General features: G+C 45.4%; 19 protein-coding genes. 16 read left to right on the plus strand and 3 right to left on the minus strand.

Annotated features, from left to right (window positions below):
• Window positions 1-350: 350 nt before the first annotated feature.
• From QZ918_RS09310 to QZ918_RS09325, 4 genes are all read left to right on the plus strand, one after another.
• Window positions 351-2402 (plus strand): P-loop domain-containing protein, encoded by a 2052-nt coding sequence (locus QZ918_RS09310; RefSeq protein WP_293333856.1) that lies wholly within the window; start codon window positions 351-353, stop codon window positions 2400-2402.
• Window positions 2399-5311, plus strand: coding sequence for a tetratricopeptide repeat protein (locus QZ918_RS09315; protein WP_293333859.1), 2913 nt, complete (start codon window positions 2399-2401; stop codon window positions 5309-5311). Before QZ918_RS09310 ends, QZ918_RS09315 begins: the two co-directional genes overlap by 4 nt.
• 269 nt (window positions 5312-5580) lie before the next feature.
• Window positions 5581-6003 (plus strand): element excision factor XisH family protein, encoded by a 423-nt coding sequence (locus QZ918_RS09320; RefSeq protein ID WP_293333862.1) that lies wholly within the window; start codon window positions 5581-5583, stop codon window positions 6001-6003.
• Window positions 5991-6320 (plus strand): XisI protein, encoded by a 330-nt coding sequence (locus QZ918_RS09325; RefSeq protein WP_293333865.1) that lies wholly within the window; start codon window positions 5991-5993, stop codon window positions 6318-6320. Before QZ918_RS09320 ends, QZ918_RS09325 begins: the two co-directional genes overlap by 13 nt.
• Before the next feature lie 245 nt (window positions 6321-6565).
• On the opposite strand, the gene QZ918_RS09330 is transcribed toward QZ918_RS09325, so the two are convergent.
• On the minus strand, window positions 6566-9127 hold the full coding sequence (locus tag QZ918_RS09330) for an alkaline phosphatase D family protein (protein WP_293333868.1): 2562 nt from the start codon (window positions 9125-9127) through the stop codon (window positions 6566-6568).
• Between the two features lie 251 nt (window positions 9128-9378).
• Here QZ918_RS09330 and QZ918_RS09335 point away from each other — a divergent pair, with 251 nt between their 5' ends.
• Complete coding sequence (locus QZ918_RS09335) at window positions 9379-11547, plus strand: CBS domain-containing protein (protein WP_293333871.1); 2169 nt, start codon at window positions 9379-9381, stop codon at window positions 11545-11547.
• On the opposite strand, the gene QZ918_RS09340 is transcribed toward QZ918_RS09335, so the two are convergent.
• The gene (locus QZ918_RS09340; protein ID WP_293333874.1) at window positions 11434-11859 is read right to left on the minus strand and encodes a hypothetical protein; all 426 of its coding nucleotides are present in this window, start codon (window positions 11857-11859) and stop codon (window positions 11434-11436) included. The two genes, QZ918_RS09335 and QZ918_RS09340, sit on opposite strands and share 114 nt — an antisense overlap.
• Window positions 11860-12649: 790 nt before the next feature.
• On the opposite strand from QZ918_RS09340, the gene bchL reads away from it, so the two are divergent.
• From bchL to QZ918_RS09395, 11 genes are all read left to right on the plus strand, one after another.
• A complete protein-coding gene (gene bchL, locus QZ918_RS09345) occupies window positions 12650-13516 on the plus strand; it encodes a ferredoxin:protochlorophyllide reductase (ATP-dependent) iron-sulfur ATP-binding protein (RefSeq protein ID WP_293249824.1) in 867 nt (288 codons plus the stop codon).
• Window positions 13517-13550: 34 nt separating this feature from the next.
• A complete protein-coding gene (locus QZ918_RS09350; protein WP_293333877.1) occupies window positions 13551-14981 on the plus strand; it encodes a DUF5331 domain-containing protein in 1431 nt (476 codons plus the stop codon).
• A gap of 557 nt (window positions 14982-15538) precedes the next feature.
• Entirely contained in the window at window positions 15539-15700 is a 162-nt protein-coding gene (locus QZ918_RS09355) for a hypothetical protein (RefSeq protein WP_293333880.1), read from the plus strand.
• Between the two features lie 18 nt (window positions 15701-15718).
• A complete protein-coding gene (locus QZ918_RS09360) occupies window positions 15719-17128 on the plus strand; it encodes a ferredoxin:protochlorophyllide reductase (ATP-dependent) subunit N (protein WP_293333883.1) in 1410 nt (469 codons plus the stop codon).
• An 84-nt stretch (window positions 17129-17212) separates the two neighbouring features.
• Window positions 17213-17545 (plus strand): DUF6972 family protein, encoded by a 333-nt coding sequence (locus tag QZ918_RS09365; RefSeq protein WP_293333887.1) that lies wholly within the window; start codon window positions 17213-17215, stop codon window positions 17543-17545.
• Window positions 17514-17762, plus strand: a complete 249-nt coding sequence (locus QZ918_RS09370; RefSeq protein ID WP_293333890.1) for a hypothetical protein — start codon at window positions 17514-17516, stop codon at window positions 17760-17762. Before QZ918_RS09365 ends, QZ918_RS09370 begins: the two co-directional genes overlap by 32 nt.
• 3 nt (window positions 17763-17765) lie before the next feature.
• A complete protein-coding gene (locus QZ918_RS09375; protein ID WP_293333893.1) occupies window positions 17766-18122 on the plus strand; it encodes a type II toxin-antitoxin system HicB family antitoxin in 357 nt (118 codons plus the stop codon).
• Window positions 18123-18307: 185 nt separating this feature from the next.
• The gene (locus QZ918_RS09380; protein ID WP_293333896.1) at window positions 18308-18589 is read left to right on the plus strand and encodes a DUF5678 domain-containing protein; all 282 of its coding nucleotides are present in this window, start codon (window positions 18308-18310) and stop codon (window positions 18587-18589) included.
• Between the two features lie 35 nt (window positions 18590-18624).
• Window positions 18625-18924: a retropepsin-like aspartic protease gene (locus tag QZ918_RS09385; RefSeq protein WP_293333899.1), complete on the plus strand. Its 300-nt coding sequence runs from the start codon at window positions 18625-18627 to the stop codon at window positions 18922-18924.
• Between the two features lie 166 nt (window positions 18925-19090).
• Window positions 19091-20149: a hypothetical protein gene (locus QZ918_RS09390; protein ID WP_293333902.1), complete on the plus strand. Its 1059-nt coding sequence runs from the start codon at window positions 19091-19093 to the stop codon at window positions 20147-20149.
• A 55-nt stretch (window positions 20150-20204) separates the two neighbouring features.
• On the plus strand, window positions 20205-20867 hold the full coding sequence (locus QZ918_RS09395) for a retropepsin-like domain-containing protein (protein ID WP_293333905.1): 663 nt from the start codon (window positions 20205-20207) through the stop codon (window positions 20865-20867).
• A 182-nt stretch (window positions 20868-21049) separates the two neighbouring features.
• On the opposite strand, the gene QZ918_RS09400 is transcribed toward QZ918_RS09395, so the two are convergent.
• The gene (locus QZ918_RS09400) at window positions 21050-22537 is read right to left on the minus strand and encodes a DUF5009 domain-containing protein (protein ID WP_293333908.1); all 1488 of its coding nucleotides are present in this window, start codon (window positions 22535-22537) and stop codon (window positions 21050-21052) included.
• Window positions 22538-22593 lie beyond the last annotated feature (56 nt).

A 22593-nucleotide genomic window follows, 5' to 3' on the forward strand; every position in this document is an offset into this window, starting at 1 on the left:
GATTGTTGGTTATCTTTAAATATTATTGGCGAACCCGCCCCTACGAATAACCCGAATTAAAAAAATCTCGGACAATTTTTGGGTTGATTGGGGTTTTCTGTGGGGTGGGGCGGGTTTATTTAGATTGTTGGTTATCTTTAAATATTATTGGCGAACCCGCCCCTACGAATAACCCGAATTAAAAAAATCTCGGACAATTTTTGGGTTGATTGGGGTTTTCTGTGGGGTGGGGGCGGGTTTATTTAGATTGTTGGTTATCGTTAGATATTGTTGGTGAACCCGCCCCTACAATATTTTATGTTATATAATAACAAATCAATGGAATTTGATATTACTCATAAATATTCTCTATGGCAATTAGTATTGCAGACACCAAAACTCGGCTACTCGGCTGTAGTGCCCTATACATCGTCGGCCAGTCTATCTCCAGCGCCCTCACCACCGCCGGCCCCGTAGCAACTGCGGCGACAGGTGTACTCGGCGGCCCAGGAGTGTTCGCAGCTAGTGTTTTAGCAACTATTGCTACTGGCGTTATCGGCAATATGACGGCGGGCGAATGCGGTAACAAGTTGGCGCAGCGAATCGGAAAAAATGCGGATATTCTCAAGAATGGTGATTTGACTGCGGCGGCTGGAGAAGCTATCGGCTGTCTGCTTCACAAGAATATTCCTGAATCTGAGGAATTTAAGGTTATTGTTGAACAAAATAATCTGCGTCATGCTAAAGCTGATTTTCAATATTTAGCTAAGAAAACTGTTGATTACTGGGTAAAAATTGATGCGGAAACTGACACTTCCAAGCCTTTACATTTTACTGACGACCAACTTGCGAAGATTTTTTCGCCAGATCCGAATCAGTTTGTGGAGGTTAAGGGATTGTCGGTGCAGGATTGGCAAGATTTTTTGACTGATTTTGCGGCGAAGGAAAACAAAAGTTTGCATACGGAATTAATTGCTTGTACGGCGGCAAAATTGCACGAATTTTTTCCGAAGGCGTTTCGGGAAGTGCTGAAACAAGATGCGGAAACTGGCGGCCGACAATTTGCGGGTATGCAGTTGATTTTGCATCGGGAAACTTTGGCGGAATTGCAAAGTTTGGGGCTGCAAAATGGGGAGGTTTTGCAAAGGTTGCAGGCTTTGGCTACGCGGGAGCAAATTTGCGAAGTGATGGCGAAGTTGGAAGTTGTTGAAACTCTGCGGGATGATTTGATGCAGATTCGGGAATTACTGGAAAGATATATCGATCCTGCTGCGCCGAGTTTGCCGATTCCGGTTAAGTCAGAAACGATTATTCAGGACAGAATTAAAGACTTTACTGGTCGGAAATTTGTGTTTGAAGCAATTAATGAGTTTCTGAAGACAAAGCAAAAAGGCTATTTTGTTTTGGAGGCGGAACCGGGTGTTGGGAAAAGCGCGATTATGGCTGCTTGTGTGGTGATGTTGAAGCGCCGCTGTATTACTCATTTCAACTCGCAACCGGACGGGATTGTCAGCGCTGAAACTTTTTTGGAAAATGCTTGCACTCAATTGATTGAAGGTTTTGGTCTGAAAAATAAGTATCCGCGACTGCCGACAAATGCTATCAAAAACAACATCTTTCTCTGCGATTTGCTGAAGGAAGTTAGCGATAAGTCGAGCAGGGACAGAAAAATCATTTTTGTGGTGGATGCGCTGGATGAAGTTGATTGGAAGGCTCAAATTAGGAACAGTAATGTTTCATATTTGCCTAATGATTTGCCGGATAACGTTTATTTTATTGTCTCGAAGCGGCCGGAATTTCTGACAATGCCGACGGCTAACAAGACGGTTTTTGATTTGATGAAATACAGTGCTGAAAGTCTGGCAGATGTGAAGGCTTATCTGGCAAAACGCACGGAGAGAAGTGAGTTAATTCAGGATTGGATTAAGAGTCGAAATTTGCAGCGGGAACAGTTTGTGAGGGCGGTAGCTGAAAAAAGTGAAAAGAAATTTATCTACCTCCGCCACGTACTTGATGAGATTGAAGGCGGCACGTACAATGATGTGAATTTAAATGATTTGCCAGCGGGTTTGGAGGAGTATTATCAAAAACACTGGGAACAGATGATGGGGAGGGATGACGATCCGCTGTTGGAGATGAAGGTGAAGATTATTTATGTGCTCTCAAAAGCGCGGGAAGCTGTTTCTCGTGGATGGATTGCGAAATCGGTGGCTGAAACGGATTTTAAGGTGCAGCAGGTACTCAGGAAGTGGGATTCGTTTTTGCGACAGCAGCAAGTGGACGGGGAAATTCGTTACAGCATTTATCACAACAGTTTTCGCGACTTTTTGGCGCAAGATGAAACTGTGCAATCTGCGGGAATTGATGTTGAAAAACTCAATCGCCAAGGTATGAATAACAGGTTAAAAGGAGCGCCGTTATGAGTGATTTAAGTGTGTGGTTGGCGCAGGAAAGTCAATCGGAACGAGAATATTTGTTGAAGCATCAACCGAGAGATTTTGTCGAAATTTCCCCGCCAGAGTTTGATCGTTATTATGCTTGGGTGACGGATTTTGGTTTTATTGAGATGAAACTGGAATTGTCGGGGGTGCAGCCGCTGATTGAGGATTACGATTTGGGGATTAATTTTGATGTGTTGTTGTCGGAGGAGCAAAGGGAAACTCTGAAGTTGATTCAAGGGGCGATTCGGAAGTCGGCGCACGTTTTGGATAAGGATAAAACGCAACTTGTAGAGCATTTGTTGGGGAGGTTGCTACCTGATGAAGTAACTATTATTGTAGATAACTCTAAGTATTTCTGGGAGTATTTACCATTAATTGGTAGATTTACTCCCCGTAAACCAGTAAAAAAAAAGAGGAAAAAAGTATCGTCACCTGATGATATTCAAGCAATTTTGACACAAGCGAAGCAATCAAAAGATAATCCTTGGCTGCGACCTTTGGAGGCTAATTTAGAACGGGCAAATGAAGGGTCATTGCGGACGCTTGTCGGTCATACTGGCGGGGTAACAGCAGTGGCGATCGCACCAGACGGTAAAACCGCGATTTCCGCATCAGGGGATCGAACCCTGAAAATCTGGAACACTGAGACCGGAACCGAACTTAGAACCCTCACCGGTCATACCGAGGGGGTACGTGCAGTGGCGATCGCACCAGACGGCAAAACCGTGATTTCCGCTTCATACGATAACACCCTGAAAATCTGGGACATGGAGACAGGCATCGAACTTAGAACCCTCACTGGTCATACTGACAGGGTATTAGCAGTAGCGATCGCACCAGACGGTAAAACTGCGATTTCCGGTTCAAGTGATAACACCCTGAAAATCTGGGACACCGAGACAGGCACCGAAGTTAGAACCCTCACCGGTCATACTGACTTGGTAAGTGCAGTAGCGATCGCACCAGACAGAAAAACCGCGATTTCGGCTTCATACGATAACACCCTGAAAATTTGGGACACCGAGACAGGCACCGAAGTTAGAACCCTCACCGGTCATAGTAACTCGGTACGTGCAGTGGCGATCGCACCCTCTGGCAAGACAGCGATTTCCGCTTCAAACGATGGAACCTTAAAACTATGGGATATATGGGATATCGATAGCGCCACCGAACTATTTACCCTCACCGGTCATAGCAGCCCCGTATCAGCAGTAGCGATCGCATCCAACAGCCTCATAGCGGTTTCGGCTTCAAGCGATCACACATTAAGAGTCTGGGATTTGCTTAATGGGAAGAATGTGATAACTCTTTTTGGTCATACTAGCCCCGTATCAGCAGTAGCGATCGCACCAGGCAGCCTCAGAGCAGTTTCGGCTTCATGGGATCGCACCTTAAAAGTCTGGGATATCGATAGGGACAACAAACTCGGAATTCTCACCCATCATTTATTATCCGTAACAACAGTGACGATCTCGCTTGACGGCAATCAAGCAGTTTCGACTTCAGAGGATACCACCCAAAAAGTCTGGGACATGAACAGTGGCATCTGTCTCAGAACTCTCACCAATCCTACTAAATCGCTAAGGGAAGTGGCGATCGCACCCTCTAAAAAAATAGCAGTTTCCGCTTTAGGGGATACCCTAAAAGTCTTGGACATGGACAACGAAACCATCCTCAGAACTCTTACTGGTCATTCTGGACGGACAAATGCAGTGGCGATCGCACCCGACGGCTTCATAGTGATTTCGGCTTCACAAGATAAGACTCTAAAAGTCTGGCACATTGACAGTGGCAACGAACTCATAACTCTCACCAATCATACTCAGTCGGTAAATGCAGTGGCGATCGCACCTAATGGTCTCATAGCGGTTTCCGGTTCAGACGATCAAACCCTAAAAGTCTGGGATTTGCTCACTGGCAAGCAGATTGCTAGTTTTAGTGGAGAGCATGGGTTTAATTGCTGTGCAATTTCGCCTGACGGGGTGACAATTGTAGCGGGGGATGTTTGGGGACGAGTGCATTTCCTGCGATTGGAGGGAATGAAACAGGGACATGGTAGAGAAACGACAATGCCGTTTCGTTACAAGCTAAATAATCCCGTTACTTTGTTCTATGAAGGTTTTATGCTGGCGAAACAAGGAGAGTATGAAGCAGCCTTATCGAAATTAACTGAAGTTGCAGAAGTGAGACCAGATGCGACTGTTGTATGGTTTACAATTGGTAAGGTTTTGTACAATTTGGAGCGCTATGAAGAAGCTATCACCTGTTTCGACAAAGCTATCGAAATAGAAGGGGAAAACCGAGAGCTTTGGTTTTACCGAGGCTTGGCATTGATGAAATGTGACAGTCAAGATACTGCGCGCGCAAGCTGGGAGCGAGCGATAAGTATTCAGCCTGATGACTGCGATTTTTGGATTGAAAAAGCCGAAGCGCTATGCGAGTCAGAATACTATGAACCAGCTATTTGCTGTTTTGATTTAGCGCTACAAATAAAACCAAATAATGCCGCTACCTGGGATTGGCACGGCTTTGCGCTGGGAAGGAGTGGGCGTGCTGAAGAGGCAATATCCAGCTATAATAGAGCTTTAGAATTGCAGCCTGACGATCCTGATATCTTGGATCATCGAGCTTACGCTTTACTAACATTAGGTCGTTATGAGGAGGCAATGGCTGATTGGGATAAAGTTTTAGAAATAGATCCACATCATGCTAATACTTATAATAATAAAGCTTGGTATTTTGTCTTGCAGAATCAGGTGGAGTTAGCGCTGGAAAATTTGCGGCGCGCGATTGAATTGGAACCGGAAAAATATCGAGAGTTAGCGAAAACTGATGCGGATTTTGATGGGATTCGGGGTGATGTGCGGTTTCAGGAGTTGTTGTTGGGATGAGGGTTTTTCAGGGCTTAGGGACTCCGACAAAGAAACCGGGTTTTTATCGATTTTCTGGACTACAATCAATTATTTTCGTAAAAAACCCGGTTTCTGGGGCCTCGCCACCCAGCAAAGAAACCGGGTTTTTGCCCGAATCTGTGGGTTGTAACGTAGTATTTCGGAAAAAACCCGGTTTCTGGGGCCTCGCGATCGCATTTTTGGATTAATGGGCGATCGGGTTTTAATAAGTAGTATAAAATAGAGAATGAGAGCAATGGAGTTTGTAAATGCCTGCTAAAGATGTTTTTCACGATGCTGTCAAAGCTGCCTTACAAAAAGACGGATGGATAGTTATCCGTGAAAACTTTCGGGTGCAAGTCGATGACGAAGGTTTAGCCATGTTTATTGACTTGACCGCAGAAAAGTTAATCAGTGCAGAAAAAGCAGGTCGCAAAATAGCTGTAGAAGTCAAAAGCTTTCGAGATCGATCGGATTTCTACCAGTTTCATGCAGCCCTCGGTCAATTTCTCAACTGTCGATCGGCATTGAGAGATATTATGCCAGATTTGATTGTGTACTTGGCAGTTCCTTTAGAAACCTACGATGAATTATTTAGATTAAAATTCATTCAAGGACGTGTGGAAGAATACGATGTCAAGCTAATTATTTTTCGTCCCGATTCGGAGGAGATTGTCTTATGGAGAAATTAAACTATACTGAAGCGATCGAGAAAATTCTGAACAACTTCTCAGACATGGTTGTACGATCGGGAACAGAAGTTAAAATTATTTGCGATCGTGAAAGCGGTAATTACTTGGTGATTTTCGCAGGTTGGAACGACAAATTAAGAGTCTATGGCGTTTCAGTTCACATTGAAATCAAAGATGATAAAATCTGGATTCAACAGGATAGAACAGATACAGGAATAGCTGAAGAGTTAGTGGAACTCGGAGTGCCAAAAACCGATATCGTACTTGCTTTTAGGTCGGCTTTTACTAGGAAGTTTACAGAATATGCTGTTAGTTAAATGAGTCATTCTGCCATTTAAATCCTCGGCGGTTGGAAACCGCATCTACACAAACAATGTCCCCCTCCGCGGACGAAGAAATATGGAATTTGAGATAAATGTGCGATGGCTTACGCCCCGCTACGCTACGAACTCTTCAACCCGCGGAGGCGGGTTTTGTCTGTGTAGCCGCGGTTTCCAACCGCCGGGATCCCAACCGCCGGGATTCTGGGATTGCTTCGTTCCTCGCAATGACAGATAAGAATCTAATCATCCCCATCCAAGCTCAACGGCACAAAATACTGACTGTAAACCACACTATCCGGTGCCCAAAGCGGCCGCCAATAAACACTTTGAATCACCGCTTTTTCCCCATCAGCATCAGCAGGCCACTCAAAACTGACGATCGCCATATTGCCATAACCCACAATCTCATCACCCTCTTGCAGCCACCGATTCCGCCACAACAGCGCTATCAAATCCCACAAACGACGCAACACTAATAACAGTTTATTTTTAGGCAATATACTTGACATATCACCGCCTTCATGATGCAAAAATACCCGGGATCTTTGCCGCTTCATCCAGTCAACTCGATAACCCCAATCAGGCAAAGATTGCCTATCCCTCACAGCAGCAGCCACAGCCTTCTTCCTGCCGCGTCTCGGAATCTTCACCAACTCCAGCGGCTCATTCCATCCCAAACATTCGTGCGATCGCTCTGGAAACAGCGACTTAATCTTAGTATGAATTACATGAGTTGTCCACTCCTCATTAATAAAAGCACTAGCCGTTAACTGCGCTAACACAGACAATCTTTGACTCCCAATTTTCATCTCTCCATTCACCCCAGATACAGGCGACAAACGCTCAATCTCAGGGCGAGAATCGCCAAAATGACAATCCGACCAATAACTCAACCGCACAGCACCAGCATAGTGAATATCCCCCGTCAAAACAATCACCCGATCGCGCTGCTTAAAAAACTCCGACAACAGTTTCACAAAAGCCAACTCATGAAAATTCCAAGCATCCCCCGCATCGGTATTAAAAACCTTCCCCTGTTCCACATCCCGCCTTTGCACCGCATCAATAATCCACAAACCGACCAAATTTGTCGGCACAACAACCAGCGTCGCCTCGATCGCAAATTCCCCACTTTTATTCAGCAACTCAGTCTCCCGCAAAGGCTGCTGAATTTGCTCCTCAAAACCTTTGTGAGTCAAAAGCATCGGCGGATCGATCGCACTTTCCACCGGATAGCCCCGCCAAGTCCGCGTATCTAGCACAATCACCTCATGCTTAAAACTTCTCACGGTAAAATGCCAATTTAAAACCTCATCATCTCGATCCAAAATCAAAACATCATCATCTAACTTAAACTTCGGCAAACCAGTTTCAATATCAACCGCCGGAATTCCCAAATACCTAGCAGCCTCATCCCAAACACCAACATCTGTCCCCGCCGAACCCGACCACTTTTGGGCAGCTTTTAATAACTTATCTCCTACTCTTCCATCCTCGAACTGTGCGGGGGTATTTCCCCAAGCCTGAAACACAGCATAAGCCAGCAAAGCATTCTGCACCACCAGGCGGCCCAGCGGCTTACCCAGCACCCGGTAACACCACTCCCGATTCAAATAGCAATCATCGCTAACATCATGATCGTCGCAAATCATATAAGTCGGAATATTAGCCAGCGCCCGCCTCACTCGCCACAAATTGCGACAAAAACCGTCAAGTTCTACAACTTCTCTATCCCAGATTTTTGCCTGCTTAGAATCTTGACAAATATCCTTACCCTTCGGAAAACTATCGCACCACAGCACAGGAGACCAAACTAACAAATACATCGCGCAATATTCGCCCAAACCAAACAAGTGACTTTTCGCCTTCTCCGGTTTATTCACCAACATCGCCGTAAAACCGCCAAAATCTCTAGCAATATCGCTGCGAGTCCCCGGCTGCAACTCAATTGGTTTTTTGTATTCAGACTCAGCATCAGACGCTTGCTGAATTGGCGATTCTCTGAAAGTTTCCCTCTCTTGACGAATTACATTTTTCTTTGGCGATTTCTTAGGTATACTGGTACACAAATTCTTTTTTATTTGGGCATCATTCATCAGGGGCAGATTCTCTTCCCAGCCCAATAGTGTATCGCCAGCGTCAGTCAAGGCCCACAGCATCGCATCGGCAACGTCATCGCCGTAAATTTGGTCACCGGTTAAAAACAGTTGGTGGGGGCGGAAATTTGCCATACCTGCAAATTGTTCGATCGAATTATCCAAGATTGGCAGCGCATCTCTGCCGTCTCCGTGGGGCTTGCGACAAGAACCGTGCGCTATACGCAAATAGTTTAAATCCCTCGGTGGCAGGGCAAAAGTCGGCAACCCGTGAGCGAAATAACCGATCGTCTGTGGCCCCAAAACTGACAAATCAGCAGCAGTCGGCCACAGACAAGAAAGGAGATTTTCCTGCTCATTTTCTGGGACTCCCACCGACGGCGACTCCTGACTCCCCGCAAACTCAATGTCATAAGCATAAACTTGCCCGGATGTCAAGATATCTCTGTCGATTGGTTTAGCAGTCACGGCCGTTACGTGCAGGTATTTGCCAAGCCGCACAGTAGAGCTAGCACCTTGCAGCAAGGGCGTACCGACAATTTCACCGGTGCCGCCCTCAGTCGCATAAACCTTGAGTTCTACTTGACGGGGTGCTTTCAAAGCCAGCCAAACTGTTACGCCCCCAGTTTCAATTCGGCGCAAAATCGGGCCTGCAAGAATCAGCGGCAAATGATGAATTCGATGATTTAATGGTGTCCACGACATAGGAATTAAACAAATAAAAATTAAATAACGGGTTTTTGGCAAAGTATCTGTCAGCCGATTTGAGATTTTAGATCTACGACCTATATCAATCTGGAAGCTTGAACTAGGATCTCAAATTTGGAGTTCACCACTATAGGACTACGTGGCACGGTATCCGTTTCTCGGTTCCTTGTTCCACTTAATTAATGCTAAGTCTGTCAACTCCTGTCCGCCAAATTGTAACAATTCATTAAGGAAAATTAATAATCACTATGCTACAAGAACAAGATTTACAACATTTCTTAGATTCAGTTCCCCAGCTCGCAATTAAACCAGTAGCATCCCCTGTGGCACCCACCAGCGCACGGATCGATCTATCACCTTTAGATCGATCGATCGATCGCCATCCCCTGACAGTGGCTCCAGAAACACCGATCGCCGAAGTATTGGCTCTCATGAACCCGATGCGCGTCTCCTGTCAGCTTTGTAGCGAAAAACAAAAGAATCTTAAGATCCCGGCAAAGCGCAGTTGTGTCATAGTCGTGGAGGACGATCGCCCGATCGGCATTTTCACAGAACGGGATATCGTCAAGCTAAGCACCATGGAAGCTTGTGCGATCGGACTGACAATTGCTGACGTAATGACTCACTCGCCCATTACCCTCAAACAATCCGAGTCTCAAGATATTTTCACCGCTATATTCACCTTGCGCCAGCACTCGATCCGGCACTTACCCGTAGTCGATGACGACTCGCGACTTGTCGGAATCATCACCCGCGAAGCCATTCACGAAGCCCTACAACCAGTGAACTTGCTAGCAAATTTGCGCTGTGCCGGAGATGTCATGACAAAAGAAGTCATTTGTGCGCCAAAGACTGCCTCAGCCCTCGAATTAGCCCAGCTCATGGTCAAACATCGATCGCACTGCGTCGTCATTGTCGAAGACCAAATTCAGCATCCACAGCGGATCGTACCAATAGAAAAGTATCAAATCCCGATCGGCATTGTCACCGAGCGCGACATCGTGCAGTTTCACGCCCTCGAATTAAACCTCTCGGAAATCTTGGCGGCGGATGCCATGAGTGCGCCTTTATTTTCCATATCTGCCACCGATTCCCTCTTCCGCGCCCACCAGGAAATGCAGCGCCATTGCGTCTGCCGTTTGGTAGTAGTTGGCAGTCACGGAGAGCTTTTGGGTGTTGTTTCTCTGACAAGTTTGCCGCAAGTTTTCAACCAATCTGAAATGTACGGGACGATCGAGCTTTTGCAGCAAGCAGTAGACGATAGAGCAGCCCAATTGCAGAAAACCAACGAACTTTTACAGCAAGAAATTTTAGAGCGCCAGCGCGCCCAAGAAGCCCTGCACCAAGCTCACGACGACTTAAAAAAACAAGTTCAAGAGCGCACCGCCCAACTTTTAGAATCAAATGAATTATTAAGACGGGATATTATCAAGCGCCAGCGAGTAGAAGAAGTGCTGCGTAAAAAGCAAACCTGCTTGAAAAATCAAGCAGAGCAATTAGAGCAAACAGTGCGGAAATTGCAGCAAACTCAAACTCAATTAGTCCACACCGAAAAAATGTCTTCTTTGGGACAAATGATTGCCGGTATCGCCCACGAAATTAACAATCCGGTTAATTTTATCTACGGCAATCTTTCCCACACGAGTCATTACATCAAAGAATTAATTCAACTATTAGAACTTTACCAGCAGCACTATCCCGAACCAGTCTCGGAAATTAGGGAAGCAGCAGCAGATATGGAAATCGATTTTTTGGTGGAAGACTTATCTAAGATCGTGTCTTCGATGCAAGTTGGCACCGATCGCATCCGCCAAATAGTCCTGTCAATGCGAAATTTTTCGCGATCGGATCGAACTAGCGTCAAATTCGTTGACATTCACGAGGGACTCGACAGCACTTTATTGATTTTGCAGCACAGGCTCAAAGCTCAAGGCGGACATCCAGGTATTCAAATTATTAAGGAATACGGCAATTTGCCCAGCGTCGAGTGCTGTGGAGGTCAGATCAATCAAGTGTTTATGAATATTATCGGCAATGCTATTGATGCTTTGGATGAAGCAATCCAGAAGGGCCAATGGGGAAAGGGAAATGGGAAAAATCCACCGCCGTTAATTCCTAGTTCTCCATTGACTCTTCCCGCAATTACAATTCGCACTGAAGTTGTTGGCGATGTTGTAGCGATACGCATTTCCGACAACGGCGGGGGCATACCGGATGAGATTTGCCGGCAACTATTTGACCCGTTTTTTACTACCAAACCAGTCGGTAAGGGTACTGGCTTGGGACTGTCTATTTCCTATCATTTAGTTGTGGAACAGCATGGAGGGAGGCTGGAGTGCGTTTCGGAAGTTGGACTGGGGACTGAGTTTGCGATCGAGATTCCGATCGTCAGAAGGCAGGTGACAGTTGACAGTTGACAGTTGACAGTTGACAGTTGGCAGTTGTAGGGGCAGTGCCCCCGTGAGAGCCCTCTTAGTTGACAGTTGACAGTTGACAGTTGTAGGGGCGGTGGATGGTGCGGGCGGGCCCTCTTTAAAAAGATGTTTTTTTAAAACAGTGCTGTCCTCGATCGCGTGCTTGATATCAAATCCGGCAGCACCGGAATTATGAGCGTGCGAGCGAGACGATCGCACTGACTTCATCCAAACAGATGATTCCGATACAACCGGAAACGATTTTACACAGCATGGGAGCGAGCACAGCACTACAAAAAACTGACCGCTAACCACTGAAAATTGTATTGCGCGATCGCACTTGCGCCAAGAGTGAAACCCGGTTTCTTCGGAGATTTCTCGTCACAAAATCCAAAACTCGCAGAAACCGGATTTCTAGCCGCCGATGCGTCAATTGCCCACTGCCCACTGCCCACTGCCCACTGCCCACTGTCAATTACCAACTGCCCACTGCCCACTATCGCTCAATTACTAAAAATTCACAATTTTTTACACAACACTCAAAACCCAAGCAAAATCACTCTTTCCTAATCTAAAATCTCAAATCTCAAATCCAAAATCGTCTAATTTTGGCATCCCAGGCCCAATTAACCCAACTTACTTTCCGCTTTGCCTCATCCACTAGCGCCTTTGTTCCCCCTCCACTTACCCCACAAGCCATCAACTGCACCCATCCTAGCCCCAAACCCAAAGACTGAGATTATTTGAGAAGTTAATTTTTGTTTTGTTTTTGTACCTCTTTTTATTAAGAAAGTATTCTAAAACTTAAATAAAATCTAAAATATTTATAAAAATAGATTTGTAAATCAAAAAATCAGCTAAGATGCCCAAAGATGCAAAATAAATAGAATTACTAGCATTTTCATTTCGAGGGCCCCTTTCTTTTCCTCGTAACTTAGCTAATAATGCTTTCAACGAGCTTTCCGCACAGCCAACTCCAAACTTGACAAGAATGGGATTGCGGTAAGGGCACTGGAGGAAAGGTTATTGCATTGGGGCGATCGCAACATCAAAGCGTAAAACCCCAGCCCGATCGTTTTGATAGAAACCTATAGGAGAAAAAAGAGTGAAACTCGCAGTTTACGGAAAAGGTGGAATCGGCAAATCGACAACAAGCTGCAACATCTCCGTTGCCCTAGCCAAACGCGGCAAGAAAGTTTTGCAAATTGGTTGCGATCCAAAGCACGACAGCACATTTACCCTCACGGGCTTCTTGATCCCCACAATTATTGACACCCTTCAGGAAAAGGATTATCACTACGAAGACGTTTGGCCAGAAGATGTCATCTACAAAGGCTACGGCGGCGTTGACTGCGTAGAAGCAGGCGGCCCGCCCGCAGGAGCTGGTTGCGGCGGCTACGTAGTCGGAGAGACCGTTAAACTGCTCAAAGAACTCAATGCCTTCGAGGAATACGATGTCATCCTGTTCGACGTACTCGGCGACGTAGTGTGCGGCGGTTTTGCTGCCCCATTGAACTACGCCGACTACTGCATGATTGTGACCGACAACGGATTCGACGCATTATTTGCAGCCAACCGCATCGCTGCCTCAGTTCGCGAAAAAGCCCGCACTCACCCGTTGCGCCTCGCCGGTCTAATTGGCAACCGCACCTCCAAGCGCGATTTGATCGACAAGTACATCGACACCGTACCCATGCCAGTGCTGGAAGTCCTGCCGCTAATTGAAGACATCCGCGTTTCTCGCGTCAAAGGCAAAACTTTGTTTGAGATGGCCGAGTCTGACCCATCCCTCAACTACGTCTGCGATTACTACCTCAACATCGCCGACCAAATTTTGGCAATGCCCGAAGGAGTAGTGCCCAACGACACACCCGATCGCGAATTATTCTCCTTGTTGTCAGATTTTTATCTAAATCCTGTGCAACCGGTGGTCAAGAAGGAGGAAGATGAGCTAGACCTGATGATGGTTTAATAGGTCTAGCGATCAGGATGAGGATAAAGAGGTTATGGCTTTTTTTGATACTTTTTCAGTTGCTCTCAAACAGAAGTGGTTGGACTACTACCAGGCAAATCGGACTTGGCTGCTCCTGCACATGACGGCTGACAACACGGTCGCCACACCCGACGGCGGGAAAAGGCCTGTTTCTTACCTCATCCTGGGAATTGCGGCTGCCCTGGAGCCGGAACTCCAGCAATTAATGCTGCCCTTCTCAAAACTCAAGCCGGATGCAGACAGCCTGATCGAAGTCTTGGGTCTAAATTTTGACCCGGATCTAGCACTGGGTATGCCTTCAAGTACCGTGCCACAGGTGGCCGGTCAACCTCCAACTGCAACTGCTGCACCCGCAGCCGCTCCAACTGCAACTGCTGCACCCGCAGCCGCTCCAACTGCAACTGCTGCACCCGCAGCCGCTCCAACTGCTGCACCCGCAGCCGCTCCAACTGCCGCTCCCACTGCAACTGCTGCACCCGCTGATGCCAAATCTAATAAATTAGGCGGTGCGGCCCTGACAGCAGCCGGAGTAGTCGCCGGAGTCGCCGGAGTCGCAGGTTTGGCTGCTGCTGCTAACGCACTGAGACCGGATGAGGAAGAAGCAGTCTCTGACTTCGACATGGACGAGGACGAGGCAGAAGCAGTCTCTGACTTCGACATGGATGAGGATGAGGAAGAATCTGTCTCCGACTTCGACATGGACGAGGATGAGGAAGAAGAAGCCTCCGACTTCGACATGGATGAGGATGAGGAAGAAGAAGCCTCGGCTTTGGACGGTCTCGCTCTCGGGGACGATGAGGAAGACGCCATATCAGACTTTGATATGAGCGAGGATGAGGAAGACGGCATATCTGGCTTCGATATGGGCGAGGATGAGGAAGACGCCATATCAGACTTCGATATGAGCGATGACGAGGAAGATGAAGCCTCAGCTTTGGGCGGTCTCGACCTCGATGACGAGGAAGATGAAGCCTCTTTGGGCGGTCTCGACCTCGATGACGAGGAAGATGAAGCCTCAGCTTTGGGCGGTCTCGACCTTGATGACGAGGAAGATGAAGCCTCGGCTTTGGGCGGTCTCGACCTCGACGATGAGGAAGAAGAAGCCTCCGAATTTGGGACTTTGACCTCTGGGGATCTCGAAGCGGGGATATCCGATCCGTTTGGGGAAGAAGATGCAGAGTTTGTCGCCGAAGCAATACCCGATCCGTTTGGGGCAACGACCTCAGATGACCTAGATATGGATCTGGGCGACTTGGACGAAGATGGTCTTGACGATTTCTCTGTATCTGATGACGATGACCTCGACGAACTCGGACTAGACGATTTGGGGGAAGCAACTACCGGAGATCCTGATGAAGATGATTTAGATGCTCTAGGTCTCGGTGATTTGGATTCTGATGATGAGGATGAAGAGATTTCGGGCTTTTTGTCGGATTTTAAGTAAGGTTGTTGCGATCGCCAAATTTTATCCCAGTCTGGAGTTTTCCCGCCTATTTGTGAGTTGTGAGTTGCGAGTTGTTAAATTTTAATTAACTCAAACTCACAACCACCAAAATGGTTTTTAGCTTAGCTAGACAGGTGGGAATCCCCAGCCCATAATCTTTGATTTGGGGTGGGATGAAAGACGTGCGAGGATATGAGCGACCCTCCAAGCGATGTTGAGCGTAGCCAACCAATAATGGAGGGTGGCGACGAGACGAGCACTCCTCCGTAATAATTGCGGTAAAATACTCATACCTTAGATCAAAGAATAACAATCTGGGTCTAAGTCAAAAGTTTTGATGTGACAAGTGGGGCTCTACGTGTTCCTCACTATAAAACGCCGTAGAGGGAAACGATGGGAGTACCTTGAAGGAAGATCTTGATATCCTTGACCGGACTCAGATGCCTACAACATACCGCTTGCGGTTGGTGTAGGAGCGTCACCGAGTTGAAAAACACTAAATCCCTGCTGTGAGGGATTACCAGCCCTCGCGCAGAATTTTTGAGCTGGAATTTTAGATGCTGCTGCTGCGAAAATATTCAGTTTGCTGCATCTATTTTTCAAAAGAATTGCGCCAAAACCAGGTATTTCTATTATTGTTCTGCGATCGCGCGATCGCCAAATACAGCTATTTCCTCGCTAACACAGCCTGGGAAAGTTCAAGACGAAAAACAATTTAAATGGAGAACATTTGAAATATGACTGCAATTACGACTACTGAGCCAGAAGCCTTAAACTTTGAATGCGAAACTGGTAATTATCACACATTTTGTCCGATTAGCTGCGTAGCTTGGCTTTATCAAAAAATTGAAGATAGCTTTTTCCTAGTCATCGGTACTAAGACTTGCGGCTATTTCTTGCAAAATGCCATGGGCGTGATGATTTTTGCCGAACCCCGCTATGCGATGGCTGAGTTGGAAGAAGGCGATATTTCCGCTCAATTAAACGATTTTGATGAGTTGAAACGACTGTGCTTGCAAATTAAGCGCGATCGTAACCCCAGTGTAATTGTCTGGATCGGCACCTGCACCACCGAAATCATCAAAATGGACTTGGAAGGCTTGGCGCCGAAGCTGGAAGCCGAAATTGGCATTCCGATCGTCACAGCCCGCGCTAACGGCTTAGACTACGCTTTCACTCAAGGCGAAGATACCGTTTTAGCCGCGATGGCTGCTAAATGCCCTGAGAAAGCGCCAGTGATGGAATCTCAAAAAGTAGAACGCAACGCCATCTCTCAACTGCTGAATTTCGGCAAGAAAAAAGAGGAAGTTGCAGCAGATGAATCGGAATATGTCAAGCACACACCGCTGGTACTTTTCGGTTCCTTACCCGATCCGGTTGTCACTCAGCTCACCTTAGAATTGAAGAAGCAAGGCATCAAAGTTTCCGGTTGGCTGCCTTCCAAGCGCTACACTGAATTGCCAGTTTTGGAAGAAGGCTATTATGTATCTGGCATGAATCCGTTCTTGTCCCGTACCGCTTCTACGTTGATGCGCCGTCGTAAGTGTAAGCTAATTGGTGCTCCATTCCCTATCGGGCCTGACGGAACTCGCGCCTGGATTGAAAAGATTTGCTCTGTACTCAACATTGAACCAAAAGGTTTAGACGAAAGAGAAGCGCAAATCTGGGCTGGTTTGGAAGATTATTTGCAAATCATTCGCGGCAAATCAGTCTTCTTCATGGGCGACAACTTGCTAGAAATTTCCTTAGCACGATTCTTAATTCGTTGCGGCATGACTTGCCCGGAAATCGGCATTCCTTACATGGACAAACGCTATCAAGCCGCTGAATTAGCTTTGTTAGAAAAGACTTGTCACGAGATGGGTGTTCCCACACCTCGGATTGTCGAAAAACCCGACAATTACAATCAGCTACAGCGGATTTACGAGCAAAATATCGACTTGGTAATTACTGGTATGGCTCACGCGAATCCATTGGAAGCGCGGGGAATCAATACTAAATGGTCAGTTGAGTTTACTTTCGCACAGATTCACGGCTTTGGAAACGCGCGAGATATTTTGGAGTTGGTGACTCGTCCCCTGCGCCGGAATAATTCGCTGAAGGATTTGGGTTGGGGTGATTTGGTGAAGAAAGAAGCTAAAGTTTAATTGCTTTTAGCGTTGTATAAAAAACCCCGGTTTATTAAATAAACCGGGGTTTTTATCAAAATATTACTGAGATTTTCAGATTAAATGAGTGGTATTAACCGCGAACTAACTATAGACAATAAACACATTGCCAAGCATCTCCCAGATACACTACAAATGCAAAGGTTATTGCAGCGAGGGGGCTCTGCTCATGTATTTAACAATGAAGCTACAATGATTAGAGTGGCACAAGCCATAATAGAAAGTGGGGAATTCACAGGCATTATTCGCAATCACGAACGATATGGACTCTACTTTGCCAGCCCAATTGGTTATAGAATTGAGAGTGATGGCAGCCGAATTCCTTTACATTACGGTGAAATAAAAGTAACAGGAGATAAATATCATGTCATCCCCCGTACCCAACCTAGCAAATAACTGGCAGTTTACAGAAATATGGGTTGACCCTACCTCTGTCCCTCCTTATGTTTTGATGTTGCTCGGTGATGATAAAAATAATTTTTGCATTTTCGACCCGACTGAAGACTATAAGATTGTTTTTGCTTGTTCTACCTATGAGGAAGCAAGGCTTTGGCTGCTTGAAGATGAATATGAGCGGATTGAAGGACGGCTCAATGTTGAGCAAGTGGCTTAATTGATGATGAAAGTCAAGCTTAAATCTATAGACTATTACTTGAGTCTTAAATATCCTATCAGTTTTTATCCAGAATCCGAAGGCTATACAGCGATAATCAAAGACCTTCCTGGTTGTATGTCTCAGGGTGAAAATTTATCGGAAGCGATGGAGAATATTCAGGAAGCTAGAGAATTGTGGATAGAAACAGCTTATGAGTGTGAAGATGAGATTCCTTTGCCTGCAACGGAAGTTGAATATAGCGGAAATTTATGGTTACAAATTCCTAAATCTCTACATTTGAGTTTAGCAGAAAAAGCCGAAAGGGAAGGAGTTAGTCTTGAACAATATATTTTGGCTGTGTTGAGTAAGACTGGCTAAAATTTAACCTTCGGAGTGACGGGATAGCTTCGTCGGTTATGGCTTTTTCGCCAACTTTTCCAGAATCCCAGCCAGCCTACACGCCCGCAACACGATCGCCCGCAACACGATCGCAAGTACGATCGCCTATAATCGAAATTAGCCAGCAGTTTTTATGACAATATTTTTTATATTCAGCAAAATATATGAGTACAACACCCTCTCCTAGCGAAAGCCGTGAAATGCTGAAATGGCTCACTCGCAACCGCCGGATGTTATTAGATTTATATCGCAATCAATATATTGCTCACAATGGCGATCGATTAATCGCTCACAGTGAAAACTTGCAAGAAGTTTTGGCATTAGCTGAAGCTTCCGAAGAAATTTTTGCAATTTACTTAGTTCCCCGCTACTGTGCTTCTGTTCAGATTTTGCCGATTCGCTTTCGAGCAGTTACTCGCACTGATTGCAGCCAAACTATTATGTAAAACTGAAGCATAGAGATATAGAATTATCCACAGCAATGTTAGTAGACTCCGGTGCTGAACTAAGTTTAATATCGCTCAAAGTTGGTCAAGATTTAGGATACGCTTTGGCTGATTCAGAATCAAGTTTATTAGCAGAAACAATTGGAGGAACAGTTGAGTATGCGATCCGAAATGTAGAAATGACTATTGACGGACATAGTTTTGTTGCTCTTACGGCATGGTTGCAAAAAGATACAGGTGGCGAACAATTGCTTTTAGGAAGAGAAGTTGTGTTTGATGTCTTCAACATTGAATTGAGACAACCTGACGAGCAAATAATTTTTACGCGCCGCTAAAATTTCCAATAGTGAAAAAAACGGGTGATTCCTTTTGGATATATCCATTGCACGCACTTTTGCCCCAACCCTTCCAGAATCCCAGGCTACACCCCCGTAACACAACTCACAAAACGCCGTCTATAATCAAAACTAGCCCGACATTCTCATCAATTGAGGAACCGCCATGAGTCGAGACACCGAAAAAATCAGCTATTCAGAGAAAACAGAACGCCTCAGAGTCATCGCTCAGTTTATCAAAACCGTGACACCGATGATTTGGACAGTTGTAATTCTAGTAGTCATCATTCCCCTACTAGGCAACTTTCTCATATCCCAGTCGCTAACAAATACCGCAACCACAACCGTTGTAGTCTCGCCCCCGCACGACTTCAGCAAAGTCAACCAAGACATTAAAAAAGCCATCCAAACAGCCCATACAACAGCCGAGAGTTTCGCATCAAAAGAATTAGACAAATGGGAAACCGAAGTAATAGCACGAGTAGACAATAGCTTCCTCGATTGGTACTTCGATTACTTCAATCAAAAAAAGATGGAGTTTACAGTTCCTTTCAATTTCGTCAAATCAGCCGTACTCAACCGATTTGACATGAACGCAGCATCTCGTGCGGTTTCCGAAAAATTAACCGAAGACTTCCAAAGAGAATTTGCTAACCGCGTGCTGGTTCCCAAAAACGCTCAACTCAAATTTCAATTAATCACTCAAGATACTGCTAACTTGTACATAGCCGAAGTCAGCAAAAATGTCAAAGTAGTTCAAAACAATTATAACATCCCACAAGTACAGTGGGACAAATATCTGAACGATATTGCCACCACAATTAGCGACAAAGGAAACGTCTCAAATTTATCATTAAAAGTATTAGTTGGTGGCAGCGGTTACTTAATTGCTAAACCATTAATATTGGGAGTAGCAACCAAAGTCGGCAGCAAAGTTACAGCAAAAGTTGCCAGCAAAGCCGCCGCCAAAGTAGCAACAAAAACAGGCGGTACAGTTGCAAGTCAGCTTGGAGTAGGTTTAATCGACCCGATTGTCGGCATCGGGATTATTATCTGGGATTTGTGGGATTACAATCATACAGTCACAGTAGAAAGACCAATTTTGCGCGAACACATTGTAGAATACTTGAAAGATGTAAAAAAATCCCTGCTCACACATCCTGAAACCGGAATCATGGCAGCAATTTATCAGTTAGAAAGCGGCATTCTTAAGTCACTTTCATAAGCGGTAACTCCCTAGGTTTGCCAGCAAATCCCTCTAGCCAATCACAGCATCATTTATGAATACAACTCCTGCTAAAAACGAAAGCCGGGAAATGCTGAAATGGCTAAACCGTAACCGCCAGCACTTGCAACAGTATGCCCATCAATATGTTGCTTACAATGCTAACGGCATTATCGCTAATAGTGAAAACTTGCGCGAAGTTTTACAGTTAGCAGAAGCATCGGGAGAGCTTTTTTCTATTTACTTAGTTCCTGGTTTTACTGGCTCTATTGTGATTTTACCTATTTATTTCCGCACAGTCAGCACTCATGAATGGTCGCCTACCTATCAAGTAAATCTCAAGCATAAAGACTTAGCAATTAATGCTACTATGGTCGTAGATTCAGGAGCAGATTTTAGTATAATTTCCTTGAAAGCAGGTCAAGATTTGGGATATGCTTTAGCCGATGGAGAGCAGATATTAGTAGGTCAAACAATCGGCGGAACAGTTGAGTATGTTTTGCGACAGATTGAAATGACAATTGACGGACAAACTTTGATGGTTCCTACTGCTTGGATACAAAATAACACAGCAGATGTCATGCTTTTAGGACGAGAAGTTGTGTTCGATAAGTTTAATATTGAATTTCGGCAAGCTGATGAGGAAATTATATTTATACCAATTTTAAAAAAGAATACAACAATACTCTTGTCCCCCCCCTTAGCAAGGGGGGGTTAGGGGGGGTCAAAGATTGTTGCACGATTTTAGAGAAATGGTATTACCAAACGTGAAGATGCTCTCGGCCTTTAATTATATAGCCTTTCTCAAAAAGATGAGGTATAAATGATAGCTTATATAAGCACTAAACTAAGAAGGGCTAAAGCCCAACAACGTACCTTATCTTTCTGATGGCCGTTATATCACGTCCTCAAAAATAGTTTTAACCTCGTAAACGCCACCACAATTAACGCTAAAACCGCTGTATATCCAAAGCCCCTCAAAAAACCCATAAACGGATCAGCGGAAGTCATCTCAATAATCATCGGTTCCCATTCATTTAAAACCAGAATCGGCCAGATAATATTGGCAAATCCCGCATACCCAATCATCGGATTCACCCCGTTATCAATAAACAACTGCAAAAACCATCTCTTCTGAAACACATCGATAATTATCGTCAACCCAATTAACAGAAAAATCGCCATTCCAGTCGTTACAAAAAAGTAACTCATCGTCGCCGAATCTTTCTTGATTCCGCCTTCATAGGGTTCAAACAGCAAACCCAGAACCAGCCAATAAAACCCCCATTTGTAAAGGCGGTTCAATACATTTTCCGTGACATTCCGAGGCTTTCTCAACAAAAGCAAACCGCACAAACACAGTATCACCGTCACTAAGGTCGCCTGCCATACCAATCTAGCTTGCAGTCCAACTAACAAAACTAAATTGACAGCAAACATCACAATCATAATGCTAAAATAGCGCCAACTTTTCCAGCTAGCATAACTTGCCTCTTCCGGCGAACGATACTCTATCCACCTTGCAAGCAAATCTCCAACAATCGTACCCGGAATCACTACAAACAAATACTTTAAATAATCAAATTGAAACAGCCAAGGTGCAGGAGAGTACAGCCAAACTAGCTTAATCCAACCATCATCATGAGAAGACAGACGCGCCGCCAACAGCAAACCCAAAAATCCGACTCGCAACCACACATTTGAACGAGTAAAGAGCCAAATTATAGAACCAAAAACTGCTACATTTGCAAGTACCATCAAGATAATATCGTTGCGTTCAAAAGAAATTCCCCTACCATCGGGATATTTGATATGAGAGATGAAGCCAATCCCGGCACTCCAACCAGCAACTGTCATCCCTCGCCACAGCCAAGTTGACCATTTTTTGGGCCAGCGAACGTACATTAAAAATAATAGAAAAAAACCGCACAAAGCCAGCCACCACTTTTGCGGGCTGGGTTCGTCTGGATTAATTGTAGTCGGGCGAATGTGCTGGAGAAATATCGCAAATGACGCTAACAAAAAGCCTCTTTGCAAAATAGAGAAAATCACTTTTTTTGTATCCCCTCCCTTGGCGATGCGGCGCGACAAAGCTAGCGGTATCGCGGCGCCCATTGCAAACAAAAAGAAGGGGAAAACTAAGTCAACCCAGGTTAATCCTGGTAGCTTATTATTAAAAATATGGTCTGGTGGTGGTAATTGGGCGTGATACATCCACGCTGGTAAGGTTTTGCGGGCTATTGTACCTGATAAAACCATTGCTAATACTGCTAGTCCGCGCAGCGCATCAAGGGCGTCGGCGCGTTGGGAAACGGCAGCAATTGCTAAGGTTTTTTGGTTTTCGATGCTATTTTGTGATTCCGATGTTGCGTGTTCCAATGCACTCACCAATTCTTCATTGAATAACTGTAAAAGCTGTATATAGCCTTTCTCACAAAGATGAG

It is taken from the genome of Microcoleus sp. CAWBG58 (genome assembly GCF_020883045.1).
GTDB lineage: Bacteria > Cyanobacteriota > Cyanobacteriia > Cyanobacteriales > Microcoleaceae > Microcoleus.

Coding starts and splice junctions, on each gene's coding strand:
- QZ918_RS09310 (WP_293333856.1), top strand. CDS start 351: ATGGCAATTAGTATTGCAGACACCAAAACTCGGCTACTCGGCTGTAGT.
- QZ918_RS09315 (WP_293333859.1), top strand. CDS start 2,399: ATGAGTGATTTAAGTGTGTGGTTGGCGCAGGAAAGTCAATCGGAACGA.
- QZ918_RS09320 (WP_293333862.1), top strand. CDS start 5,581: ATGCCTGCTAAAGATGTTTTTCACGATGCTGTCAAAGCTGCCTTACAA.
- QZ918_RS09325 (WP_293333865.1), top strand. CDS start 5,991: ATGGAGAAATTAAACTATACTGAAGCGATCGAGAAAATTCTGAACAAC.
- QZ918_RS09330 (WP_293333868.1), bottom strand. CDS start 9,127: ATGTCGTGGACACCATTAAATCATCGAATTCATCATTTGCCGCTGATT.
- QZ918_RS09335 (WP_293333871.1), top strand. CDS start 9,379: ATGCTACAAGAACAAGATTTACAACATTTCTTAGATTCAGTTCCCCAG.
- QZ918_RS09350 (WP_293333877.1), top strand. CDS start 13,551: ATGGCTTTTTTTGATACTTTTTCAGTTGCTCTCAAACAGAAGTGGTTG.
- QZ918_RS09355 (WP_293333880.1), top strand. CDS start 15,539: ATGCTGCTGCTGCGAAAATATTCAGTTTGCTGCATCTATTTTTCAAAA.
- QZ918_RS09360 (WP_293333883.1), top strand. CDS start 15,719: ATGACTGCAATTACGACTACTGAGCCAGAAGCCTTAAACTTTGAATGC.
- QZ918_RS09365 (WP_293333887.1), top strand. CDS start 17,213: ATGAGTGGTATTAACCGCGAACTAACTATAGACAATAAACACATTGCC.
- QZ918_RS09370 (WP_293333890.1), top strand. CDS start 17,514: ATGTCATCCCCCGTACCCAACCTAGCAAATAACTGGCAGTTTACAGAA.
- QZ918_RS09375 (WP_293333893.1), top strand. CDS start 17,766: ATGATGAAAGTCAAGCTTAAATCTATAGACTATTACTTGAGTCTTAAA.
- QZ918_RS09380 (WP_293333896.1), top strand. CDS start 18,308: ATGAGTACAACACCCTCTCCTAGCGAAAGCCGTGAAATGCTGAAATGG.
- QZ918_RS09385 (WP_293333899.1), top strand. CDS start 18,625: ATGTTAGTAGACTCCGGTGCTGAACTAAGTTTAATATCGCTCAAAGTT.
- QZ918_RS09390 (WP_293333902.1), top strand. CDS start 19,091: ATGAGTCGAGACACCGAAAAAATCAGCTATTCAGAGAAAACAGAACGC.
- QZ918_RS09395 (WP_293333905.1), top strand. CDS start 20,205: ATGAATACAACTCCTGCTAAAAACGAAAGCCGGGAAATGCTGAAATGG.